General features: G+C 51.6%; 7 protein-coding genes. 5 read left to right on the top strand and 2 right to left on the bottom strand.

Going from position 1 to position 25,974, the window contains the following annotated elements:
• Positions 1 to 67: 67 nt before the first annotated feature.
• Both hrpA and KCG43_RS10270 read left to right on the top strand, forming a co-directional pair.
• Positions 68 to 3,991, top strand: a complete 3,924-nt coding sequence (gene hrpA, locus KCG43_RS10275) for an ATP-dependent RNA helicase HrpA (protein ID WP_255557963.1) — start codon at positions 68 to 70, stop codon at positions 3,989 to 3,991.
• 534 nt (positions 3,992 to 4,525) lie between these two features.
• Positions 4,526 to 22,369 (top strand): non-ribosomal peptide synthetase, encoded by a 17,844-nt coding sequence (locus tag KCG43_RS10270; protein WP_218384668.1) that lies wholly within the window; start codon positions 4,526 to 4,528, stop codon positions 22,367 to 22,369.
• 111 nt (positions 22,370 to 22,480) lie between these two features.
• On the opposite strand, the gene KCG43_RS10265 is transcribed toward KCG43_RS10270, so the two are convergent.
• On the bottom strand, positions 22,481 to 23,179 hold the full coding sequence (locus KCG43_RS10265; RefSeq protein WP_192017138.1) for a DUF2786 domain-containing protein: 699 nt from the start codon (positions 23,177 to 23,179) through the stop codon (positions 22,481 to 22,483).
• A 176-nt stretch (positions 23,180 to 23,355) separates the two neighbouring features.
• Here KCG43_RS10265 and KCG43_RS10260 point away from each other — a divergent pair, with 176 nt between their 5' ends.
• The gene (locus KCG43_RS10260; protein ID WP_218384665.1) at positions 23,356 to 24,318 is read left to right on the top strand and encodes a hypothetical protein; all 963 of its coding nucleotides are present in this window, start codon (positions 23,356 to 23,358) and stop codon (positions 24,316 to 24,318) included.
• A 62-nt stretch (positions 24,319 to 24,380) separates the two neighbouring features.
• Here the strand turns inward: KCG43_RS10260 and KCG43_RS10255 are convergent, their stop codons facing one another.
• A complete protein-coding gene (locus tag KCG43_RS10255) occupies positions 24,381 to 24,842 on the bottom strand; it encodes a DUF411 domain-containing protein (protein WP_218384815.1) in 462 nt (153 codons plus the stop codon).
• A 253-nt stretch (positions 24,843 to 25,095) separates the two neighbouring features.
• Here KCG43_RS10255 and KCG43_RS10250 point away from each other — a divergent pair, with 253 nt between their 5' ends.
• Positions 25,096 to 25,347 (top strand): hypothetical protein, encoded by a 252-nt coding sequence (locus tag KCG43_RS10250; RefSeq protein WP_218384662.1) that lies wholly within the window; start codon positions 25,096 to 25,098, stop codon positions 25,345 to 25,347.
• Between the two features lie 269 nt (positions 25,348 to 25,616).
• Complete coding sequence (locus KCG43_RS10245) at positions 25,617 to 25,973, top strand: helix-turn-helix transcriptional regulator (protein ID WP_027252244.1); 357 nt, start codon at positions 25,617 to 25,619, stop codon at positions 25,971 to 25,973.
• Position 25,974 lies beyond the last annotated feature (1 nt).

The raw sequence follows: 25,974 nt of genomic DNA, 5'->3' as shown, positions 1-25,974 counted from the left end.
GTTTGTTCAGGCCTTTTGATGACTTGCATTCAGCCTGAACGACCAACTGATACAAGCAGGAAATCACTTGACTCAGTCTACAAAGTCTCAATCTGAGCGGACCGAGGTTCGCAATAATGAAAAAACATTAAAAGCCGCACTGAAAGATTGCCTGATCCGCGATCGTTTCCGTCTGCACAAAAGAGTGCAGGGTGCCGCTAAGATAAAGAATGAACAGGCTCGCCATACGGTATTCGATGAAATCGCTATGGATATCGCACGCTCAATGCAAGCGGTAGACATCCGGCGCCGCAGCTGTCCTCAGATTACCTATCCTGAACAGTTGCCTGTTAGTCAGAAGAAAGAGGACATTGCGAAGGCGATCAGCGAGCACCAGGTCGTGATTGTTGCGGGTGAAACCGGCTCAGGTAAAACCACTCAGCTACCTAAAATCTGTCTCGAACTTGGGTTGGGCACCACGGGAACCATAGGTCACACTCAGCCCCGTAGGCTGGCGGCGCGGTCAGTGGCGAACCGTATCGCTGAAGAGCTGGGCTGCGAGATGGGCTCAACCGTAGGTTACAAAGTCCGTTTTAACGATCAGGTATCAGATAAAACGCAAGTGAAGCTGATGACCGATGGTATTTTGCTGGCTGAAATTCAGAACGATAAATACCTGAGCCAGTATGACACCATCATTATCGATGAAGCCCATGAGCGAAGCCTGAATATCGACTTTATTCTGGGCTATCTGAAAAACCTGTTGCCGAAACGTCCGGATCTCAAGGTGATCATCACCTCAGCGACTATCGATCCGGAACGCTTTTCAAAACATTTTAACCATGCGCCGATTATCGAAGTGTCTGGCCGTACCTATCCGGTTGAAGTACGTTACCGGCCGATCATGGATGACAGTGACGATAACGATCGTGATCAGCTACAGGCCATTTTCGATGCGGTCGATGAGCTGTGCGATGAAGGCATGGGCGATATCCTGATCTTCATGAATGGTGAACGGGAGATCCGCGATACGGCAGATGCCCTGAATAAGCGCAATATCAAACACACTGAAGTCGTGCCTTTGTACGCACGCCTGTCAGCCAGTGAGCAGAACCGGGTGTTCCAGTCGCATAGCGGCCGGCGCATTGTGCTATCGACCAACGTGGCTGAAACCTCACTGACTGTTCCTGGTATCAAGTATGTGATCGACCCGGGTACAGCCCGTATAAGCCGCTACAGTTATCGCACCAAGGTGCAGCGCTTACCGATAGAACCGGTATCGCAGGCCAGTGCCAATCAGCGTAAAGGCCGTTGTGGCCGGGTGGCGGCAGGTATCTGTGTTCGTCTGTATTCTGAGGAAGATTTTCTGTCGCGCCCGGAATTTACCGATCCGGAGATTCTGCGTACTAATCTGGCATCGGTTATTTTGCAGATGACGGCGATTGGCCTTGGTGATATCCAGGCCTTCCCGTTTGTTGAGCCGCCTGACAGCCGTAATATTCAGGACGGTGTGCGCCTGCTTGAAGAGCTGGGTGCGATGAACGCTAACGCGACCGACCCGCGAAAGCGTTTGACTGAGGTTGGCCGTCAGCTGGCGAAGTTGCCGATTGATCCGCGTTTGGCACGTATGGTGCTGGAAGCACCGAAACACGGTGCGCTGCAAGAGGTCATGATTATTGCTTCTGCTTTGTCGATACAGGATCCACGGGAGCGCCCGACAGAAAAACAACAGGCCTCGGATGAGAAACACCGTCGTTTCTATGACAAAGAATCGGATTTCCAGACCTTCGTGAACCTCTGGGAGTACGTGAAAGAGCAGCAAAAAACGCTGTCTGCAAATCAATTTCGTAAGCAGTGTAAAGCGGATTACCTGAATTACCTGCGCGTGCGGGAGTGGCAGGATATTTATTTTCAGGTGCATCAGGTTGTGCGTGAGCTGAAGCTGCGTCATAACGAGGAACCTGCCGATTATCAGGCGGTGCACACCTCGCTACTGGCGGGCTTACTGTCGCATATTGGCCAGAAGGATCAGGAGAAGAACGACTATCAGGGCGCGCGCAACGCCAGATTTAACATCTTCCCCGGTTCCGGTATTTTCAAGAAGCAACCGAAGTGGGTTATGGTGGCCGAGCTGGTGGAAACCTCCAAGCTGTGGGGGCGTATTGCCGCTAAGATTCAGCCTGAATGGATCGAACCGTTGGCCCCCCATCTGATCAAGCGCAGCTACAGTGAACCGCACTGGGAGAAAAAGCAGGCTTCTGTGCAGGCCTTTGAGAAAGTCACCCTGTACGGCATTCCGATTGTGCCTAAACGTAAAGTGAATTACGGCAAGATTGATCCTGTACTCAGCCGCGAAATTTTTATTCGCTCGGCACTGGTCGAGGGGGACTGGGAAACAAAGCATAAATTCTTCCATCAAAACCGGCAGTTATTGCGGGAAGTGGAAGAGCTTGAGCATAAGTCCCGTCGGCGTGACATTCTGATCGATGACGATGCGCTGTATGAGTTTTACGATCAGCGGGTTGAGCATACTGTGGTTTCCGGGCGGCATTTTGACGCCTGGTGGAAGGAAGCTTCCCGGAAAGACAAAGATCTGCTGAACTTTGAACGTGAGATGCTGTTACGGGGTGATGCGAGCCATGTGACTGAGCTTGATTATCCCAACTTCTGGCATCAGGGCGGCTTAAAACTCAAGCTGAGCTATCAGTTTGAACCGGGTGAAGACACCGATGGTGTCACAGTTCATCTTCCGTTACCTGTATTGAATCAGGTGGAACCGGACGGTTTTGACTGGCAGATACCGGGTTTGCGCCATGAGCTGGTGGTAGCTTTGATCAAGTCGTTGCCCAAATCGTTACGTCGTAACTTTGTGCCGGCACCTAACTATGCAGATGCTTTTCTGGCCCGGGTACAGGCATTGTCGATGCCTTTGCTGGATGCGCTGGAAAAAGAACTCAAGCGTATGACAGGTGTGACTGTACTGCGCGATGACTGGAATTTGGATCAAATTCCTGAACACCTGAAGATCACATTCCGTGCTGTGGATCACCGTAACCGGAAACTTCGGGAAAATAAGGACTTGTACGCACTGAAAGACAGCCTGAAAGAGAAAGTTCAGGAAACGCTGTCTAAGGTTGCCGATGATGATATTGAGCAGGACGGCCTGAAGACCTGGAGCTTTGGCGCGTTGCCAGAGCGTTATCAGCAGAAACGTGGCGGGTTTGAAGTTAAAGCCTATCCGGCTATCATTGATAACAAAGATTCGGTCGGTATCAAGCTGTTTGAAACAGAAGAAGAGCAACGTACGGCCATGCAGCAAGGCCAGCGTCGTCTGATATTGCTTAACGTGCCGTCGCCGATCAAATATTTGCATGCTAATTTGCCGAACAAATCAAAGCTGGGTCTGTACTTCAATCCGTATGGGCGGGTTATGGATCTGATTGATGACTGTATTGCCTGTGGCGTAGATAAACTGATTGAAGAAAAGGGCGGTCTGGTTTGGGATGCCGATACATTTGAAGCATTGAAAGAGCATGTGCGGGCCGAGCTGGGAGATACGGTTGTCGATATCGCCAAACAGGTAGAAGCCATTTTGACTACGGCCTTCAATATCAACAAAAAATTGAAAGGGAAAGTCGACCTGAGTATGGCCTTTGCGTTGTCTGATATCAAAGCTCAGATTGAAGGTTTAATCTTTAAAGGGTTTGCCACTGAGTGTGGTTGGCAACGTCTGCCGGATATCTTGCGTTACATGAAAGCGATTGAGCGCAGAATGGAAAAACTGCCGATTGACCCGAATAAAGACAGAGTACATATACTGAAAGTTGAGTCAGTAACCAATGACTACAAAGAATTACTCAATAAGATTCCTAAAGGTCAGCCGATACCTGAACAGGTTAAGGAGATCCGTTGGATGATAGAGGAACTGCGTGTGAGTTATTTCGCTCAACAATTAGGTACACCGTATCCTGTCTCTGATAAACGAGTCAGAAATGCCATCGCTTCCTGTTAATGAAGTGATTCATTTAAACGTCATTAAAAAAACATTATAATTAAAAATTGACGAGTTAATAACTCGTCAATATTTTTTCTTGTGTTATATGTGTTCTGTTTTCATGGTGATATATATAATAAAGCACTGGAAGAATAATTGAGCTGGTTCGTTATAAGCCCGCTCCAGATTCATGTTTTATTCATAATGCATTTTTATCTCATTATTTTTTGTGAGAGATAAAAGTGTCTTATTTTTTATTAATTGCCTATCTTGTCAGTTACAGAAAATTACATCGATTTCACTTATAACACGCAAAAATACCTCCTGCTGATGAATGCAGTTTAGACAAGTTAAATTCTCTTTCCTACACTTGTTTACGCTGTGAATAGTCCGGCAAATACCTGAATGTAATAGCTGATAACACTCATTAGTCATGTTGGGGCAAATCTGTTCCCTCACTTTTTATTACCACTCGTTCTGTCGGTTGGTGCATTTTTTATGTTGGCTGTACGGTGAGTTTCATTGCGTATTGACAATAAGATAGGGAATATTATGAATAAACAGGCTCAGTTAAACGATAATAGCCTTCAATCTTTTTATTTTGTCGGTGAAGAGCAACATACTTTGCATGGGATTACCACGGCCCAGCATGAACTCTGGCTTAGCGAAACCATGTCTCAAACGCAGCCCTTTAATTTCTGGGGTTATGGCGTGATAGATGGGCCATTGAATGTTGAGTTGCTGCGCCAGGCCGTTGAGATAACAATTAACGATATACCCGCTCTTCAGGCGCGATTTGTTGAAAAGGAGGGGGAACTTTATCAATATCATGCCAAGCAGACGGCTGAGCCGCTGTATTTTTATGATTTCTCCTCCAGCCATAATCCATTGGACACTGCTATAGCATGGATGCGTGATGACGCTGACCGGGCCGTTTCTGTCCTTGAGCACGATTTGTATCATTTTGCTGTACTGAATCTGGCACCAGAGAAGTGCATTTTTTACCGCCGCTTACATCACATGCTGATTGATGGCAGAGGCGGGGAAGAGTTCAGCCGCCGGATTGTGCTGACTTACAATGCGCTGGCGAGCCAACAACCTATTCCTGAGTTTGAAAGCTGTGGCTTTACCCAACTCTATGAGAACGATAAAAAATATCGGGGTTCGGCGAGGCTAGGCAAGGATAGTCAGTTTTGGAAGCAGTATGCCGCGTCTTCCGTTCACACTCTGACCCGCAAAGAAAAACACGTCCCTTATTCAGAAATGAACATCAGTAAATATGTGCTCGACAAGGCAGATTTGGATCAGATTGATCAATGTGCTGCACAAATTGGTGTTCACCGCGCACACCTGCTGACAACGGCAGTGGCGGCTTGTTTTTATAGTGTTACAGGTCATACCGAGTTGAATTTCAGTCTGCCGGTAGCTGGGACCCGGGAGCGCAGTGGCATAGGTATGACCGCGAATGTGGTTCCGCTGATTCTGCGCTTAACCCCTGATGACACGCTTGAGCATCTGGCCCGGCAGGTGACAGCCGAAATGGGGAAAACGGTTCGGCGTCAACTCTACCGGGGCGAGGATATCCGGCGGGACAGGAACGCTGCTGATGTATCCTGGTTTGGCCCTGCGATTAATATTGTCGCTTTTGATAACGGTGATAGCTTTTGGCAATGTAAAACACGCTGGCATTATGGCGGAAATATCTCGGTCAGCGATATGCAGATTCTGTTTTTTGAAGACAGACAGGCACAGGAACTGGATGTCATGTTTGTCGATGCGCCGCATATCCATTCACTGGCGCAGCTTGATAACCTGCAGCGCCGCTTTCAGTTCATTCTCCAGTCGCTTTGTCATAAACCAGACAGCCAGCTTGAAGATGTTGTACGTCTTGCTGCCAAAGCGGATGAGGCGGATTTGCAGGATAATTTTTATGTATCCCGTCTTCAGCCTGCTGCGGGTGGGGTGCTGTGCTGGGACCAATCCGCTCAGGTATTGGAACGGCTGTCTTATGCCATAGGTCATCCTTCGCAAGCTTGTCCGGTTAAACTGGCACTGAAGGATGGTGTGCTCGGTATCGACACTGTGGATGTGTGCGAAGGCCAAACCACGGCCTTACCAGGCACGATACTGCATATTGACGATCAGGGGTGGGACATTGCGACAGCTCAGGGAATTGTACGCATTGGTGGCTGGTTTAACGCATCCGGAAAAGTGCAATCAGGGAAACAGCTTGCACGTCAGTATAAGCTGGAGCCGGGGCAGCGTCTGCCTGTACTCAGCGAAGAGCAGGCTTCCCGCCTGACTGCGCTGTTTGATGAAGGGAAAGGCTTTGCTTCTTTTTGGCAAGCCCGTCTGGAGCAACCCATACCTTCGGCATTTCCGGCCCGACAAATCGCCCCGTCAGAGACAAACTGGCAAGCTACAGCCTGGCAGTTTGTGGGCAAGACCGATCTGCCGACTTTTCTGAGCGCTGTCGCTGTTTATCTTGCCCGAATGGGAGATCAAACCGATTTCCAGATTGGCTGGTTACAGAGGCAAGTAGACAGTCTGTTAGCCGATGCTGTGTTGCCGGTGCATGTTTCTCTGGATATGACGCAGCATTTTTCAGCTACCCAGCAATTATTGAAAACGGAATGTGACCGTGTGCTGGCGCATCTGCCTTTCCATCCTGAGCTCCATGCTTTACTGTCGCCAACCGTCTGGTGGCCACTGACGATTGAATTGATTTCTGATATCTCTGCCGCTACTGACTGCCCGATAGATGCCGGCGCACTGCTGCAAATCGATAAAGCAGGGAACAGATTCCGCTGGCTGTATGATGAGGCAGTACTTGGAACTGAGCAGGTTGACAGGCTCAGTACACACCTGCTTTTTGTCCTTGAACAAGCGCGTAATGAACCTGATACCCCGGTAAGTGAGCTGTGTTTGCTGAATGCGAACGAACGTCATTATTTACTGGAGGAGATGAATGTAACAGCGGCTGACTTCCCGCCGGTGAGTTACGTTCATGCCATGTTTGAGGAGCAGGCGGACAAAACGCCTGATGCCATTGCTCTGCGTTACGGAGACGCCGAATTCAGTTATGCCGAGATCAATACGCGGGCAAACCGCCTCGCGCATGAACTGCTGGTTTATGGCGTGGGGGCGGAAACCCGGGTAGCAATCTGTGCCACGCGCAGCCCGGAACTGATTGTGGCAATGCTGGCGGTACTCAAAGCCGGAGGGGCGTATGTTCCATTAGATCCCAGTTACCCTGGTGAGCGGCTCGAGTATATTCTTAATGATTGCCGTCCTGTGTTGTTGCTCGCCGATGCCGTTGGCCGTTCGGCGTTAAGTGTGCATCCTGTTCCTGTGCTGGATCTGGAAGCAACGTTACCTGCGACGATTTCATCTGAAAACCTGGCGATACAGGTCCAACCCAATCAATTGGTCTACGTGGTATACACCTCAGGGTCAACGGGTAAGCCCAAAGGGGTGATGGTCGAACACGGCCAGTTGCTCAATCTGATTTACTGGCATGCCGAGGCAACAGAACTGAAAGCCGGAGAGCGCACTACCTGTATGGCAGGTCTGGGTTTTGATGCCTGTGTATGGGAAATATGGCCGTCTTTGTCATTGGGCGCCACAGTGCTGATACCGCCAAGAGAAGTATCCGGTGATAGTGATGCGCTGTTGCGTTGGTGGGGTAACAGCGACGCACAGATATCTTTCATGGTGACGCCTTTGGCTGAAGTCGCCCTTGCTGCCGGTCATCTTCCTGTGGCACTGAGAACTTTGCTGATTGGTGGCGACAGTATTCGCCGTTGGCCGCTGAACATCCCGCATGGCCTGACATTATTGAATAATTACGGCCCGACAGAAACCACAGTTGTTGCCACATCGGGGAATCCGCACACTGGTGCTGTAGTGCCATCGATTGGCCGCCCGATCGCTAATACGCGTGCCTATTTACTGGATGAGTCGGGGCAGCCGGTACCCTTGGGGGCGATAGGCGAATTGTATATTGGTGGTGAGCAGGTTGCCCGCGGTTACCTGAATCAGCCTGAACTTACTGCTGAGCGATTTCTTGACGATCCATTTAAGCCGGGAGGGCGAATGTACCGAACCGGTGATCGAGCCCGATATTTGCCTGATGGCAGCCTCGAATACCTGGGCCGGAATGACCATCAGGTGAAAATACGGGGTTTCCGGATCGAGCCCGGCGAAATCGAAGCGCAGCTGGTGTCCCATCCATTTGTCTGTGATGCGGTTGTCGATGCACTGTCAGACAGTACAGGAGAGAAACGGCTGGTTGCCTGGCTGGTACCAGCAGAAGAGTCCGGATGGGGAGAGTTGAATACCGAGCTGTCAGCGTTTATCGCGGGACGCCTGCCAGACTATATGATTCCCACTGTGTTTGTCAGCCTGAAAGCCTTGCCTTTGTCGCCGAACGGCAAGCTGGACCGCCGTGCACTGCCAGCGCCTGATTTGACCGAAACCGGACGAATGATTTACGTCGCTCCCGAGGGTGAAACAGAATTGTTACTGGCGCGTATATGGCAGGATCTGTTGGGTGTTGAGCGTGTAGGCCGCGATGATAACTTTTTTGAATTAGGTGGCCATTCATTGCTTGTGGTCAAATTGCTGGCTCAACTGCGTAAGTTCGGTCTGGCGACAGATTTGCAGGCATTGTTTTCTGCTCCGACGCTGTCGGTATTGGCTCAGACGCTGGTCCCCCAGGCCGATGTGACCGTACCTGGAAACAGAATTCGGGTTGGCAGTGAAACAATCACGCCAGACATGTTGCCTCTGGCCGATCTCGCTCAGGAAGAGATTGCTGCGATCACTGACAGTGTGCAGGGCGGTGTCGTTAATGTGCAGGATATCTATGCACTTTCTCCGTTACAGGAGGGGATCTATTTTCACCATCAGTTAGCAGAAAAAGGCGATCCCTACCTGCTGTCCGCTACCTTACAGTTTGACAGCCGGTCCCGTCTGGATAATTGGTTGGCTGCAATGCAGCAGGTTATCACTCGGCATGACATTCTGCGCACTGCTTTTGTGGCAACTGGTACAGCGTCTCCGGTACAAGTTGTGTGGCGGCAGGCTAATTTCAATGCAACAGAGCTGGTGCTGGACCCGGCGGAGGGGCAGATCAGCCAGCAACTGGCATCGCGTTATGATCCCCGTCATACCCGACTGGATCTGACTCAGGCACCGTTACTGCATGTTGTAATTGCGCAAGAGCAAGATGGCAGCTGGTGCGCGTTACAACAATGGCACCACCTTATTGGTGATCATACGACGCTGGCCTTGATGGTTGAAGAAGTCTGCGAAATCATGGCAGGTAACGAAGCGGCACTGAAACCCGCACAACCATTTCGCAATGCGGTGGCACAAGCCCGGCTGGGCGTCAGTGACAGCGAGCATGAAACATTTTTCCGTCGCATGCTGGCTGATATGTCTGAACCTGTGCTGCCCTTTGGTCTGAGCAATGTTCACGGTGATGGTTTGCAAACCAATGAAGCAAGCCTGACGCTGCCCGCTGATTTGAATCGGGCGTTGCGGGTACATGCAAAACAACTGGGGGTCAGCCTTGCCAGCCTTTGTCACCTTGCGTGGGGGCAGGTACTGGCGAGAACCAGCGGTCAGGACAGTGTTGTTTTCGGCACTGTGTTGCTGGGTCGCATGCAATCCGGCGAAGGGGCTGAAAGTGCGTTGGGACTCTTTATCAACACCTTGCCTTTGCGGTTGGAAATGGATAGCCGCAGTACAGAAAACGCTGTTCGTCAGACCCATCAAAACCTGAGTGCTCTGCTGGCTCATGAACATGCCCCACTGGCGCTGGCGCAGCGTTGCAGTGGTTTACCGGCAGGAACGCCATTATTCAGTGCATTGCTCAATTATCGCCACAACGAAGGTGATAACCTGCCTATGCCTGAAGGGGTGAGTCTGATTTCCGCAGAGGAAAGAACCAACTACCCCTTTGTACTGTCGGTGGATGACGGTCTGGACATGCTATCTATCACGGCTCAGGTCATTGCGCCGATAGAGGCAGAACGGGTATGCGGTTATATGCAGCAGGCGCTGAGTGCGTTGACCAATGCGCTGGCTTATACGCCGGATCTTCCGGTTTGTGAACTGCCGATTGTGCCGGACAATGAGTATGCCATGCTCGTCAATGGCTGGAACAGCACTGCCAGGGGTTATCCTCAGTCCGAGTGCCTGCAGACCTTGTTCGAAGCGCAGGTGGCACGCACACCAGATGCCGTTGCCTTGGTTTTTGACGATCAGGTCTGTGAAGATCAAGCTTGTGACGATCAGACATTGAGCTATACCCAGCTCAATGAGAAAGCAAACCAACTAGCGCACACACTGATAGCACTTGGTGTTGGCCCAGACAGCAGGATAGCTGTTTGTGCTGAGCGAAGTCTGGCAATGGTGATCGGCCTGCTTGGTATTCTGAAAGCCGGTGGCGCTTATGTTCCCCTGGATCCGGCTTATCCCGGCGAGCGGTTACAGTACATTCTGCAAGATGCTGATCCCGTCTTGCTACTGACTGATGAAGCCGGGCGCAATGCGCTCGGCAAGCACGCTATTCCTGAAATGTCGTTAAACGGCAACCAGCCATCTGGTGTGAGCTGCGAGAATCCAGTACCACAGTCCCAGCCGGACAATCTGGCTTATGTCATTTATACATCGGGTTCAACAGGTAAACCGAAAGGCACGATGAATGAGCACAGGGGCATAGTTAACCGCTTGATCTGGATGCAGGAAGCTTATGGGCTGACCGCAGAGGATACGGTCCTTCAAAAAACACCGTTTGGCTTTGATGTGTCGGTCTGGGAGTTTTTCTGGCCGTTGATGTATGGGGCCAGACTGGTGATGGCACGTCCTGAAGGGCATAAAGATCCGGATTATCTCAGCCGTACTATTGCCCGTTATGGAGTAACAACCCTGCATTTCGTGCCTTCTATGCTGCAAAGTTTTCTGGCCTACAGCGGCGCGGCAGAACGCTGTCAGCCTGTCGCGCGGGTTATCTGCAGTGGCGAGGCGCTGCCTGCCTCTTTAGTGAAGGCATGTTACCGTCAGTTACCACATGCACAATTGCACAACCTTTACGGGCCGACCGAGGCCGCAGTTGATGTTACCGCCTGGCATTGTTCTCGCGAGACAAATCTGGTGACCGTTCCTATTGGTCGCCCGGTGGCGAATACCCGTATTTATCTGTTAGACAAATATGGTCAGCCAGTGCCTTTAGGCGCAGTGGGTGAAATGTATATCGGGGGGATACAGGTTGCACGCGGGTATCTGAATCGTCCTGAGCTGACCGCTGAACGGTTTCTCAGTGATCCGTTCAATGCCGAACATGGCGGACGTATGTACCGGACCGGTGATCTGGCACGCTACCTGCCGGATGGCAACATTGAATACCTGGGCCGTAATGATCAGCAGGTAAAAATCCGCGGTTTCCGTATTGAATGTGGTGAGATTGAGGCCGTATTGCAGACGCACCCGCAGGTGCTCGATGCCGTTGTGGACGCCCGCAGTGACAGACATGGTCACAAGCACCTGATCGCCTGGTTTGTGTCAGGTGAGGGTTGTGAACCGGACGGAGCCGGATTGCGGGACTATCTGACAGGTCTGCTACCGGACTACATGGTACCTGTGGCCTTTATGCCGATTGACACAATACCGTTATCACCCAATGGCAAGTTGGATCGCCGTGCATTACCGGATCCTCAGGCGCAGAGCCAGTCACGTGCTGACTATATGCCACCCGAAAATGAAACTGAGCAGCGGCTGGCAACTTTGTGGGAAGCTTTGCTTGAAGTGGAGCGGGTAGGTCGGGATGATAATTTCTTCGCGCTGGGAGGCCATTCGTTGCTGGCCGTACGTCTGGCTAATCGGATGCAGCAGTTAGGGCAGCCGTTGGCTCTGTCGGCGTTGTTCGCCAATCCTGTGCTGCATCAACTGGCCCGTCAGCTGACGACAGACAATACAGAAGGATTACCGTCCATTGAGCCCGTTGTGCGCGGTGAACGGCTGCCATTGTCATTTGCCCAGCAACGATTATGGTTCCTGACACAGCTGGATGGCATGAGTGAAATTTATCACATGCCACTGGCGGTGCGTTTACGGGGTTCGCTGGATATCCCGTCCTGGCAACGTAGCCTGGATACCATTTATGCGCGCCATGAAGCGTTGCGCACTGTGTTTAGCAGTCAGGACGGCCTGCCCTGTGCCCAGATCCTGCCTGCGGCGGAACTGCCGCTGACTGTGCATGATTTGCGCCAATTATCCAATTCAGACAATTCAGACAAGGCAGAAGCGCTCCAGATCGCCGCGAGTGAAGCGAGCAAACCGTTTGACTTAATGAATGGTCCCTTGCTGCGTGTCAGCCTTATCCGGCTCAGTGATGACGAGCAGATCTTTACCTTTACCTGTCATCACCTGGTATCCGATGGCTGGTCTAACGGCATCTTGTTGCGTGAACTGGCAGCTTTGTATCAGGCATTTACACAAGGCGAACAGAATCCGCTACGCCCGTTATCAGTGCAGTACGCGGATTATGCCAGCTGGCAACGTCAGTGGCTGACGCCCGAGCGACTGTCGAGCCAGGCAGATTACTGGCAGCAACAGCTGAGTGATGCACCCGTATTACTGACGTTGCCGACAGACCGTCCTCGTCCTGTCGTGCAGTCGTTTGCTGGTGATCAGGTTGTGATACGGCTAGAGGCCGAACTGGCCCAGGCATTACGCCAGTTCAGCCAGCGTAATGGTGCCACCTTGTTTATGACTGTACTGGCTGCCTGGGGCATAGTGCTGTCCCGACTATCGGGGCAGCAGGATGTTGTTATTGGTACGCCGGATGCCAATCGCAGGCAGTTAGATACCGAGCCCATGATGGGTTTCTTTGTCAGCACACTAGCGTTGCGACTGGATTTGTCCGGCGACATTGAGTGGCCGGCACTGTTACAACAAGTTCGCGAGACATTGCTTCTGGGGCAGGAAAATGGCGACTTGCCGTTTGAACAAGTGGTTGAGCAGGTTAATCCGCCACGACAACGTGCTTATACGCCACTTTTTCAGGTGATGCTGACCTGGCAGGAGAATACAGCCCATAACATTCGCTTACCGGGACTGGATGCGGAACCTCTTGCGCCGGGCTACGCGGCCGCTAAGTATGATTTGACGCTGGATCTCACCGATCACGGGCAGGAAGTCGCAGGGGCATTGTATTTCGCAACCGCTTTGTTCGATCGGGCTACGGCTGAACGTTATGTTGCGTATCTGCATCAGGTATTGATCGCGATAGCAAAAGATGTGTCAGAGCCGGTTAACCGCATTAACCTTCTCCCGGAAGCTGAACGTCAGTGGTTATTAGATGGTAGTAATCAGTCTGAAAATCAGATTACAGAGCAGCGTTGTCTCCACCATAGATTTGAAGCCATGGCAGCGAAAACACCGGATGCCATCGCTCTGGTGTCCGGCGACCAGCAACTGAGTTATCAGTCTCTGAACCAGCAGGCCAATCAGCTCGCTCATGAACTGATTGCACGTGGAGTCGGGCCTGATACTCTGGTTGCGCTGTGTACAGAGCGGGGAATCGGCACTGTTGTTGCTATTCTCGCCATTCTCAAGGCAGGTGGAGCCTATGTGCCGTTAGATCCGGCTTATTCCGGCGAACGTCTGCAATACATTGTTCAGGATGCTGCGCCTGTGTTGTTACTGGCTGATGAAGCGGGTCGTTCTGCTCTCGGAGAACAGGCGATCCCTTTGTTGTCGCTGGATAAGCCCTTGGCAGGGGATAGCCGTGATCCGCAGGTTGCGGGTTTATCACCGGCCAATCTGGCCTATGTTATCTACACCTCCGGCTCAACAGGCCAGCCCAAGGGAGTGATGGTTGAGCACCGTCAGGTTGACCGTCTGTTCACTGCCACAGATGCCGATTTCGGTTTCAATGCTGAGGATGTCTGGTGTCTGTTCCACTCCTTTGCGTTTGATTTCTCCGTATGGGAGATCTGGGGGGCGCTGAGACACGGTGGCCGGTTAGTGGTGGTGCCACAGACAACAGCCCGTTCTGCAAAGGATTTTTACCGCCTTGTCTGCCAGAGCGGTGTCACCGTGCTGAACCAGACCCCGAGCGCGTTCAAAGCCTTTATTCAAGCGCAGGATGATACACCGCACCAGCTCAGATACATCGTCTTTGGCGGTGAAATGCTCAACCCGGTCGATCTCACGCCCTGGTACGACCGCCACAGTGCTGATGCGCCGTTGTTGGTGAATATGTACGGGATTACTGAAACAACGGTACATGTGACTTATCGGGCCATGTCACCGTCAGATATTCATGCCAGCGGCAGCCCGATCGGGCATCGTCTCTCTGATCTTCGTTTGTATCTGCTGGATCCGCACGGTCAGCCGGTGCCGTATGGGGCGGTTGGTGAATTGTATGTGGGCGGTGACGGTGTCGCACGCGGCTATCTGAACCGGCCAGCGTTGAATGCAGAGCGTTTCCTTGACGATCCGTTTCATGACGGTGGGCGTTTATACCGGTCGGGCGATTTGGCTCGTTATCTGCCGAACGGTGAGCTGGAGTATTTAGGACGTAATGATCAGCAGGTCAAAATTCGTGGTTTCCGCATTGAATGCGGTGAAGTGGAAGCAGCACTGCTGGCCCATCCGAAGGTGACCAATGTGGCCGTCGATGCCTGGCAGGCAGCTGATGGCGATAAACGGCTGGTGGCCTGGGTTGTCCCTAAGGGTCAGACTGACAGGGAAACACTGGCCGTTCAATGGCGTCAGTTCCTGTCAAACCGTCTGCCGGACTATATGGTACCCGCATCATTCGTCTGTCTGGACGAAATGCCACTGACAACCAATGGCAAGCTGGATAAACGTGCTCTGCCGGCACCGGAAAAGCAGACAGGGATCCGCGAAGTTTATGAGCCGCCGAAGGGCGAAAAAGAGGGCTTGCTGGCTGCCTTGTGGGCCTCTTTGCTGGGTGTGGAATCTGTGGGTCGCAATGATAATTTCTTCGACCTGGGCGGGCATTCTCTGCTGGCGGTACAACTGGCTAACCGGATTGAACAGGCTGGCTGGACACTGTCGCTGCCATCTCTGTTCTCTACGCCTGTACTGCATGCGTTGGCTGAAGAGTTGCAGGGTGAGGGAGATATCCGGCAGCGTCCTGTTACGCCTGTTTCAAGGCAAGAGCCAGTGCCTTTATCGTTTGCCCAGCAAAGGCTGTGGTTTCTGAGTCAGATCGAAGGCACCAGTGAGACCTATCATATCCCGGTAGCACTGACATTGACGGGGCTGATAGATAAAGCCGCTTTCAGCCAAAGTCTGGATGCATTGTATTCACGTCATGAAAGCCTGCGCAGTACTGTAGCAACGCAGGGAGATCAGCCTCAGGTTCGTTTCCTGCCTGAGCAGGCTATGCCTCTGTCATGGCATGATTTGCGAGCCGAACCGGAAGCGGACGCCCGGCGTCAGGCGCTGGTTCAAGCTCGTCGCGAGATGACTGCACCGTTTGATTTGTCTGAGGGACCACTGGTCCGCGCCCATGTCTGGCAGATTACAGATAATCACACTCTGTTTGTATTGGTTTGCCATCACATAGTCTCAGATGGCTGGTCAACCAAAATCCTGCTGAAAGAGCTGGGTGAGCTATACCAGGCGTTTAGTCACAACCGGGAAAATCCTCTGTCGCCGCTCAGGCTGCAGTATGCTGACTATGCTCATTGGCAGCGAGAGCACCTCAGTCAGGATAAGCTGGACAGGCAGGCACAGTTCTGGCGTAACTCGCTGGCCGATGCACCGACGCAACTGACATTGCCGACGGACAAACCACGCCCTCCGGTTCAGTCTTTTGCCGGCGCAGAGGTGCCGCTTGAGATTGATGAGGCGCTGACGCAGTCATTACGCCATCTCAGCAAACAGCACGGAACCTCACTGTTTATGACGGTACTGGCTGCCTGGGGGATCGTGCTGTCGCGGCTGTCGGGGCAGCAGCAGGTTGTGATAGGTATGCCTGATGCAAACCGCGGGCGGCTGGAGGTAGAGCCTATTGTCGGTTTCTTTGTCAGTACACTGGCCCTGCATATCGACCTGCGTGAGGATCCCTCTCTGGATACCTTGCTGACAAGGGTCAGACAGGCCGTGCTTGCGGCACGTGAAAACAGTGACTTACCTTTTGAGCAGGTGGTGGAGGCGCTCAATCCGCCTCGGCAGCTTGACAGAACACCGCTGTTTCAGGTGATGCTGTCCTGGCAGGATAACACTGTGCGTGATATCTCGCTGCCAGGGCTGGAGGTGGCCGAGGCCGGTCTCGGTTACGATATTGCCAAATTCGATTTAACCCTGGCACTGGAAGAGAGCGGTGAGCAGATCACAGGTATGCTGAATTTTGCCACTGCATTGTTTGAGGCCGAGACAGTACATCGCTTTAGTGATTATTTGCTGGCGGTGCTGACAGCGATGGCGGCCGATGTCAGCCAGCCGGTGTCGCAGGTTGATATATTGCCTGACAGCGAACGTAAGCTGTTGCTTCATAACCTGAATCAGACTGAACGTGTGTATCCCGGCTCTGCCAGTGTGCATCAATTGATTGAAGAGCAGGCCAGCCGCTCTCCTCAGGCCGTTGCCCTAGTATGCGGTGATGAAGTTCTGAGCTACGGCCAGCTGGACAACCGGGCAAACCGATTAGCCCATGGACTGATTGCCCGTGGTGTCGGCATCGAAACAAGAGTGGCAGTGTGCGCTGTCCGCAAGCCAGATATGATCGTTGCACTGCTGGCCGTGTTAAAGGCGGGAGGATCATATGTGCCGCTGGATCCGGATTATCCGGCTGAACGGCTTCACTATATTCTGAAAGACAGCGCCCCGGTGCTTTTGCTGGCCGACTCGGCTGGCCGTAAGTCACTGGGTGATGTGCAGGTGCCTGTTCTGGCTTTGGATGAGCCGCTGGCAACACCTTTGTCTGTTGGTGCGCCAGAGACGATGGTTCGTCCTGAGCATCTGGCCTATGTGGTGTATACCTCAGGTTCTACCGGTCATCCTAAAGGGGTGATGGTTGAACATGCTCAGCTGATGAATCTGATTGGCTGGCATGCTGAAGCAACCGGGTTGCAGGCTCGGGAGAAGAGCACTTGTATGGCGGGACTGGGTTTTGATGCCTGTGTCTGGGAGATCTGGCCTGCTTTGTCGCTGGGCGGAACGCTGCTGCTGCCGCCGTTACAAGTAAAAGGTGACAGTGATGCCTTGTTGCGTTGGTGGCAAAACAGTGGCGCGCAGGTGTCTTTTATGGTGACACCGCTTGCTGAAGTCGCACTGGCAAACGAAATGGTACCTCAGTCGTTACGTAAGTTGCTGATTGGTGGAGACAGTGTCCGCCGCTGGCCGCTGAATGTTCCGCCGGGACTCACAGTCGTCAATAACTACGGTCCTACCGAAACGACTGTGGTGGCAACTTCGATGCCGCTGGATCTCAACGCCCCGGCTCCCTCGATTGGCCGTCCGGTGAGTAATACCCGCGTCTATCTGCTGGATGACTACGGGAATCCTGTACCCAAGGGAGCTGTTGGCGAGTTGTATATCGGCGGGGTTCAGGTGGCTCGTGGTTATCTGAATCAGCCAGCGTTAACGGCTGAGCGTTTCCTTGACGATCCTTTCCATCCGCCTGGACGTATGTATCGCACCGGCGATCTGGCGCGTTATCTTGCTGACGGCAGTCTGGAATTTCTCGGACGTAATGATCATCAGGTGAAAATCCGTGGTTTCCGTATTGAACTGGGCGAAATCGAAACTCAGCTTGGTGCTCATCCCGCGTTAAAGGATGTGGTTATTGATGCGCCGGCAGGAACCAGCGGTGATAAACGTTTGATAGCTTGGGTGGTTCCTGAGGATTCGGTGGAGGCGAACAGTGAATGGTCTGTTTTCACTGATCAATTACGCCTGTTCCTGAGCACGCGTATGCCGGAATATATGATCCCGTCAGATTTTGTCCGCATGAAAGCGCTGCCTATGTCCCCTAACGGCAAACTGGATCGCCGAGCGCTGCCTTTGCCGGAAGCTGAGGCTGGCCGTGCTTATACGGCGCCACAGGGTGAAACGGAAATCTTGCTTGCTAAGATCTGGGCAACAATACTGGAACGCGAATACATTGGCCGGAATGACAATTTCTTCGAGTTGGGTGGCCACTCTTTGCTTGTGGTGAAACTGATGGCTGAACTCCGTCGCTATGGGCTTGCCGCAGATGTCAAAACGCTGTTTTCTGCCCCCACGCTGGCCTCACTGGCTTCAGCATTGGGTTCACAGCAGGAAGTCCGGATTCCGGAGAACCGGATCACTGTCGACACCAAAAGTATTATCCCTGAGTTAGTACCACTGGCAGATCTGAATCAGCTGGACATTGATCAGGTAGTGGCGACGGTTCCGGGCGGTGTGGGCAATGTGCAGGATATCTATGGCTTGTCGCCATTGCAGGAAGGGATTTACTTCCACCATTTACTGAATGAACAGGGTGATACCTACCTGCTGTCCGCTTTACTGCGCTTTGACAATCGCCAGCGGCTCGACAATTGGTTGTCGGCTATGCAGCAAGTAGTTGATCGTCATGATATTTTGCGCTCTGCTTTTATCAGCCATGGTCTGTCTGAATCTGTACAGGTGGTCTGGCGCCATGCCACCTTACCTGTTAGTGAGGTAGCGTTGAATCCGGCCGACGGGCCAGTGGCCGAGCAGTTACTGGCTCGCTTTGACTCCCGGTGTTCCCGTCTGGATCTGACGAAGGCGCCACTGCTGAATATGGTGGTAAGTCAGGACGAAGACGGTCGCTGGTTAATGCTGCAGCAATGGCACCATCTGATTGGCGATCATTCAACGTCTGCCCTGATAGAAAGTGAGATTGCCACTATTCTGGCTGGCAGAGCCAGCGAACTGGCGGTCGCGCCACCATACCGAAACGTGATTGCACAAAGTCGGTTGGGTAAGAGCCAGGCACAACATGAGGTGTTTTTCCGCCAGCTGCTGGCTGATATCGAGGAGCCTGTGCTGCCATTCGGGCTGAGCGATGTTCGGGGGGACGGCGCACGTGTTGTGACTTCTCACTTGTCTGTTCCCGGCGATCTCAATCGTGCTTTGCGAGAGCAGGCACGCAAGCTGGGGGTCAGCCTGGCCAGCCTCTGTCATCTGGCCTGGGCACAGGTGCTCTCTCGCGTTACGGGCCGGGATACTGTGGTATTCGGCACTGTATTGCTTGGCCGGATGCAGGCCGGTGAAGGTGCAGAGCAGGCGATGGGACTGTTCATTAACACTCTGCCGCTTCGCCTGGATATTAATGATAAGGATGTAGTGAGTGCGGTGCAGCAGGCACACCAGAATGTTAGTGGTTTGCTTGAGCATGAACATGCGCCTCTGGCGCTGGCTCAGCGCTGCAGTGGTCTGCCGGCAGGAACGCCATTGTTCAGTGCATTACTGAACTACCGCCATAACAAGGGTGACGAGTTAATATTACCGGCAGGCATTGAACTGCTCAGTGCTGAGGAACGGACCAATTATCCCTTCGTTATGTCAGTTGAAGATGGCGGCGATTCACTTGGTCTGACGGCGCAAATCAGTCAGCCGGTTGAGGCAGCCAGGGTTTGCGAATATATGTTGCAGGCGCTGACTTCACTGTCTCATGCTCTGGACACAACGCCTGACATGCCTGTTAATACGCTGGACATTGTCACCGATGCTGAGTATCGCTTGCAGCTGGAAACCTGGAACCAGACGACCATGGCTTACCCGGCAGACTGCTGTGTGCACACTGTGTTTGAACAGCAGGTACGCGCTAATCCTGATGCGATTGCCGTTACCGATGGTCTGCGATCTGTCAGTTATGCTGAGTTGAATATTCAGGCTAACCAACTGTCCCATGTCCTGATTGAACGGGGTCTCCAAGCCGGTGATCCTGTGGCGGTCAGGCTGGGGCGCAGTCTGGATTTGGTTGTGGCACAGTTGGCTGTACTCAAGGCCGGCGCGGTTTATGTGCCTATTGATCCCAAACTACCGGAATCCCGGCAGGCATGGATCATCAGTGATTGCGGTGCATGTATCGTCATTACAGAACAGCCGGGTGATGATGCATTGTCTTATGTCTTAGCCGATGAGCGCAGTCAGCGCACTGACAATCCTGAACGGCTGCGGTCAAGTACAGCAACGGCATATATCATGTATACCTCAGGGTCGACCGGACAGCCTAAAGGTGTGATGACACCGCATCAGGGTATCAGCCGGCTTGTGATCAACAACGGTTATGCGGGCTTCGACGAGACAGACATTGTCGCGTTTGCAGCGAATCCGGCCTTTGATGCGTCAACGATGGAAGTGTGGTCAGCCTTGCTCAATGGCGGTCAGCTGGTGGTCATCTCCCCGCAAACTGTCCTGGATGCCAAAGCCTTTGCTGAGGTATTGCAAAGGCAGCAGATCACGGCCTTATTCCTGACAACCGCTTTGTTTAATCAATATGTTCATACCCTTGGCAGCACTTTGTCTCAACTCAGGTATTTGATTTGCGGCGGCGAGAAGGAAGATCCGGCCGCTTTCGCGAAGCTGCTGCAATACCAGGGGCCGGTGAAACTGATCCACGCCTACGGGCCAACCGAAACAACGACCTTTGCTACCACGGCGCATATAGAGCATTTTGATGGCCACGATCGTTTACCTATAGGTAAGCCGATAGGTAACACGCGTGCTTATGTACTGGATGCGCGGGGGCGGGTTGTTCCTCGTGGCGCTGTGGGTGAGCTTTACATAGGTGGTGTCGGTGTGGCTCTGGGGTATCTGAATCGTCCGGAAATGAGTGCCGAGCGGTTCCTGCCCGATCCGTTCAATGCGGGAGCAAACATGTACCGGACCGGTGATCTGGTGCGTTATCTGCCGGATGGTAGTCTGGAATATCAGGGACGCAACGACCGGCAGGTGAAAATTCGCGGCTTCCGGATCGAGATGGGCGAAATCGAGCAGTATCTGCGTGCACATGATGCGGTTCGTGATGTGGTGGTCGATGTAAATTATCTTGGGGATGGTCAGCAACTGGTTGCCTGGCTGACACTCGATGACGGTGCATCAGCCCCGGAAACACCGGCAATGCGCAAGTATCTGGCGGAGTCTTTACCGGCTTATATGCTGCCCTCGGCTTACATATGGCTCGAATGTCTGCCGCTGACACCGAATGGTAAGGTGGACAGACGTGCTTTACCTGCACCGCAGGGTCAGGCTTTTACAGATGCAGGCTATGTGCCGCCTCAGGGAGACACTGAAGTCATGCTGGCTCAACTGTGGCGAGATTTGCTGGGAATGGAGCAGGTGGGTCGTTACGATCATTTCTTTGAATTGGGAGGTCACTCCCTGCTGGCGGTGCGTCAGGTGAGTATGGCACAGTCGCTTGGCCTGAGTTTTCCGGTACAGGCCATATTCGATCATCCGGTACTGGCCGACTTGGCTGAGCAGCTCGATAACCAGTTCGGTGAGCGACGTCCGTTAAGCGCGTTACCGGCTCGACGCAGTGGCATACGTCCACCCTTGTTCTTTCTGCCGACAGGCTTTGGCGATCATTCTTACGTGTATGAGATAGCGAAAGTCATTAACCCGGATCACCCTGTCTATGCCGTACCCTGGCCGGATATGGCTCAGCCGTTGCCTGAAACCATGGACGGCATGGCAGCAGCCAGCATAGCGCTGATTCGTAAAATACAGCCGTGCGGGCCGTACCACCTGTTCGGGTATTCGTCTGGCGGTATTCTTGCTTACCAGATTGCACTGCAATTGCTAAGGGAAGGGGAAGAAGTGGCCCTGCTGGGACTGTTTGATACCATGCGGCCTCAACAGGCGATGAGCAGCATAACAGCCCTTTTCCTGAGCTGGCTCGAAGTGGAACATGCAGAGCTTGATCTGGCCTTGCTGGCACAGTTGCGTGATATGCCGCTACAGGCTGTGCTCAGGACGTTGAAAGATAGGGGGATCAGTACACAGATGGATGATCATCAGGCAGAGCTGTTGTTGTGGAACCAGCGTTATCACTATGCGACTTTGGTTGGCGCAACAACTCTCTCGCCATCGGAACTGGCAGTGCATTTATTCAAAGCAAAAGAAGACATGCCTCCCATGCGCAGTGATGATCTGATTCGGTATTGGGAAGCTATCAAACCTCAGGACTTTAACCGCACGGATAACTCGGCACTTGGATGGGAACACCATTTACCGGCACATTCGCTGATTGTGAAAAAAGTGGATGGCGATCATGTCACTATGATGGCGGATGCTGAGAATCGGCGCCGGTTAGGGGAATGTATTGATGCGGTGTTGCAGGAAATATCGGCTGATACTTTAGTTAACCGCTCGATGGATACAGAGAATACGCGGTAACTGAATCACTCTGGAAAGACTCAAAATCCGGTGCTTTGACAGGCACCGGATTTTTTGACTATTTTGTTGTTTAATTATGCTGTTTTTTTAATGATTTTGTACGCTGTGCAGTTACTGCTCCAGCAGCTTGGTTGCTTCTTTGCGTGTTCCGCCGACCGGTCGGTTAACCGAAATAGAGCGGCCTTTTTTCATGCCTTTCTCGTAATCATCTGTCATCGCCTTCATGGCTTCCTGTAATTGTTTTTTGAAGGTTTCACGATCCAGGTTTTCAAATTCACGGTCGATGAAATTACTCATGCGTTTGTCATGGTCATCATCAGTGTTCAGCATCGGCAGCTTTTCCAGCGCGCCTTCTATCCAGCCTGCAAGGAAAGAGGAAACACGGCGTGTGACTTCGGTTGTACTGGCTCCTGTGCCGGCAAAGCTGTTACGGAACTGGCCGGTTTGCTGGTTCATTTCGCGGTACACGACATCGAAGGCAAAAGCGGCGAAAATTGCACGTTCGGCCACGCCAATAAACTCAGCCTGTTTGAGTCCTTTGTAATTGGTCAGCACACATTCGACACCAAAGCGGCGGTTGATCCCACGAATGATTTTCAAAATGTGTGAACTGATGTCTGACGGTAACAGGGTGGCTGATTTTGTTTTGCCCATTTGGATGAATTCAATGTCATCTTGCTCCAGGCCGTACTTGAGCATGAGGCGATGAGCCATTTTGATGGCTTGCGCTGCTTCATTGACGTTGGCCGAGTTACCTAACTCAAGGCATTTGGCTATTTTTTTCAGTGCCTTTCGCTTTTGTTCAGACATCCACACCACTCACATTAAAAAACGGTCACGTATTTTAGCGTGTTCGCTATCAGGAAGGCAAAGTTCTCTGTTGGTATTCTTTTGCGATGAATGGGAAATGAAGGGCTTGCCTTGTACTGATTGTGGTTGAACCGCATAATGAGCCGCACTTTTTGCAAATCAAACCGAGCTAAGTAATGACGATTGTCCAGTCTATCGATGTGCCATTTGAATTTCGCCATACCTGCTGGTTTTGCGGTGAGCCTTACTATGAATGCCATGTGTTCCGTCCTGAGCCTAACTATGATAATGATCCGCCGGTCAAAGTACCTTGCTGCGAAGAATGCTATGGCTTTTGTTCCCGCACCAAAGCAAGTGGGCTGGATATACTGCGTGACAGAGTGAAAGGGCGCTTGCATCAGCAGTATCAGAAGCATTTACAGATAGGTGCACAATGGAGCAGAGAAGAGCTGGAAGACTCTGAACTGGAAGGCAAGGCATTTGAAGGCTTTAAACACAGCGCCTGGATGATGTTTGAAATTGCACGGGACAGAGTTAATTATCCGGGTTGGCCGCTGGCGATTGATGGTCAGCCGGTGGGGCAGCTAAGCAATGCTTTTCAGGTTGAATATAATGGTATTATTTATCCCAATATTTCACAGGCCGTTGAGCAATTGGCCAAAAGTTACGTGATTCCGCAGGAATACCTTGAACAAACTTTAGAGCTGGTTGGACGTCACCAGTTAGGGTTTGCTATCCGCTTTTGTAAAACCACCCATGGTTATTCAGAAACTCAGCGTGCTGTCAGTCTGGCCAGTTTGCGAGAAAGACTGCAGGAAGAGGCAGAATCTGAACAGACAGTCTCGCTCAGTCAGGGCATTGAGGTTGGCATCAAGTATATTGAACCCCAGATACTTTTTCGCACCGAAGTTTCTCCGTATGCGGTGCAATGGGCTTTGCAAAACGGTGTGACAACGTTGATGCAGTTGGCCGAACTGGAAGATGTTTTTCTGGCGCATTTCAGTCAGGATTCAGAACTGACAGCTTTTCGTTATTTCACAGGCTTGCAGGTTTATCTGGAGAAGAGAGAAGAGGATACCCACTGGGCGCTCACTCAGGATCCCAACAGGCAATGGTTCGCTAAGTTGCTAAAGAAATAAGCTTTAAAAAAACTCAGGTAGTTAAAGAAAAAAGGCCAGAATACCTGGCCTTTATCTGCACTTTATTGAGTCTGAGCCTGATTATGGCTGGCCCAGACGATTGTGTTGCCTTCTTCATCAAATGCGACGACGTCATACGGCATTTTCTGGTCGTTATACTCCATGCCTGGTGAGCCCATCGGCATACCAGCCACAGCAAGGCCTTTCAGATTGGCGGGCTTTTCCTTCAGAAATCGTTGCACATCTTGCGCAGGCACATGGCCTTCAAAGACGTACCCCTGAATAATAGCGGTATGACAGGATGCATACTCAGGTTGTATCCCATTGGCTTGTTTGATTGGATGAAGATTATTTGCCATGTTCATTTCAATCTCAAAACCATTACTGTTCATGTGTTTTACCCAATCTTTACAACAACCGCAGGACGGAGACTGGTAATTCTTTCCCTTGATCGTATCGGCAGCTATCGAGGGGAAAGCCGCCAGTAACAGTGTGGCAGTCAGGAGATATTGTGATTTTTTCATCATTTAACCTTTTATTCATCTGTGATGCTGGGCATACAGGCTCAGCAGTCTTTAATCGGGCAGCGCCAATCGAAAAGCTACACTCATCGAAAGCGTTACTCAGGCAGTACATAAAATAGCGTTGTGTTACAGATGAATAGGAGGCCGTAACAGTGTTGAGACCGGTTCGTCCCAGTACCCTGATAAATAGGGATGGTTACTGTGGCTTGAAGCCATCAAAACTGGAGCCGCTAAAATAGCGGGAAGAATCAATGTGGTATGGCAGGAAGACTGGCAATGCTGTAAGCACCCCGAATGCAGAAGCTCGTCCTGGCAGGAGGTGTGGGTTGCTTTACTCGCAAGTAAGGTAACAGTATTGGTACAACAGTCTGAGTTTGTCATTACCGACGGACATCCGTCTGACATGACTGCCGGGAATAAAGTTGCACTGGCGTTATTGATCGGCAGCAACAGCAAGCACAAGATAACAATGATTATCCTGTTCGTTGAACAATGCGGCTGGTGAAGCAACTGAGTCAACATGCTGTTAGCGAGTGTCTTACTTAATGATCAATGTTGTAGATTATAACCCCAGTACAAATTGGATTCATAACCAAAATCAAGAAACGGTAAGTTTTCTAACTTGCTGAAAGATAGGGAACTGCCTTGTACCCAGATTCTATGCGGGTTTGCGAGGGTCGCATTTGGAACAAGCCTAACGTTTTTCTGACATTTCCTGACAGGGTTTAGGCTTTAATTGCGGTGAATTGACATTTTTTTGCGCTAGGAACAGGTATGCAATACACAGAAGAAGACAGAAAAGTACTCTATGAAACATGGATGAGCTATAAGGCAAAAATGCGGGTGACTCAGATTGAAATGGCCAAGAAACTTGGGGTAAGCCAGCTGTTTTTCTCTGACATTCTGCGTGGTAACTTACCGCTTGAACATCGTTTTGTCAGTCAGTTCTGTCAGTATATGGGTGTTGATCCTGTACTTACCATTCCTTCTCTGAGGGAGCAGATTGGCAGCAGTTTGCCTAACACTGTCACATTAACAAATACGTATATAGTTGATGGCAATATCAAAAATGTGCGATATAGTGGCAATCAAATCGTTGTTGAATATGAGCACAGCGTGACAACTCACTGAT

The sequence above is a fragment of the Photobacterium sp. WH24 genome, assembly GCF_019204055.1.
In the GTDB taxonomy this organism is placed as follows: domain Bacteria; phylum Pseudomonadota; class Gammaproteobacteria; order Enterobacterales; family Vibrionaceae; genus Photobacterium; species Photobacterium arenosum.
The sequence above is the reverse complement of the archived record's forward strand: the minus strand, read 5'-3'. Positions and strand labels throughout refer to the sequence as shown.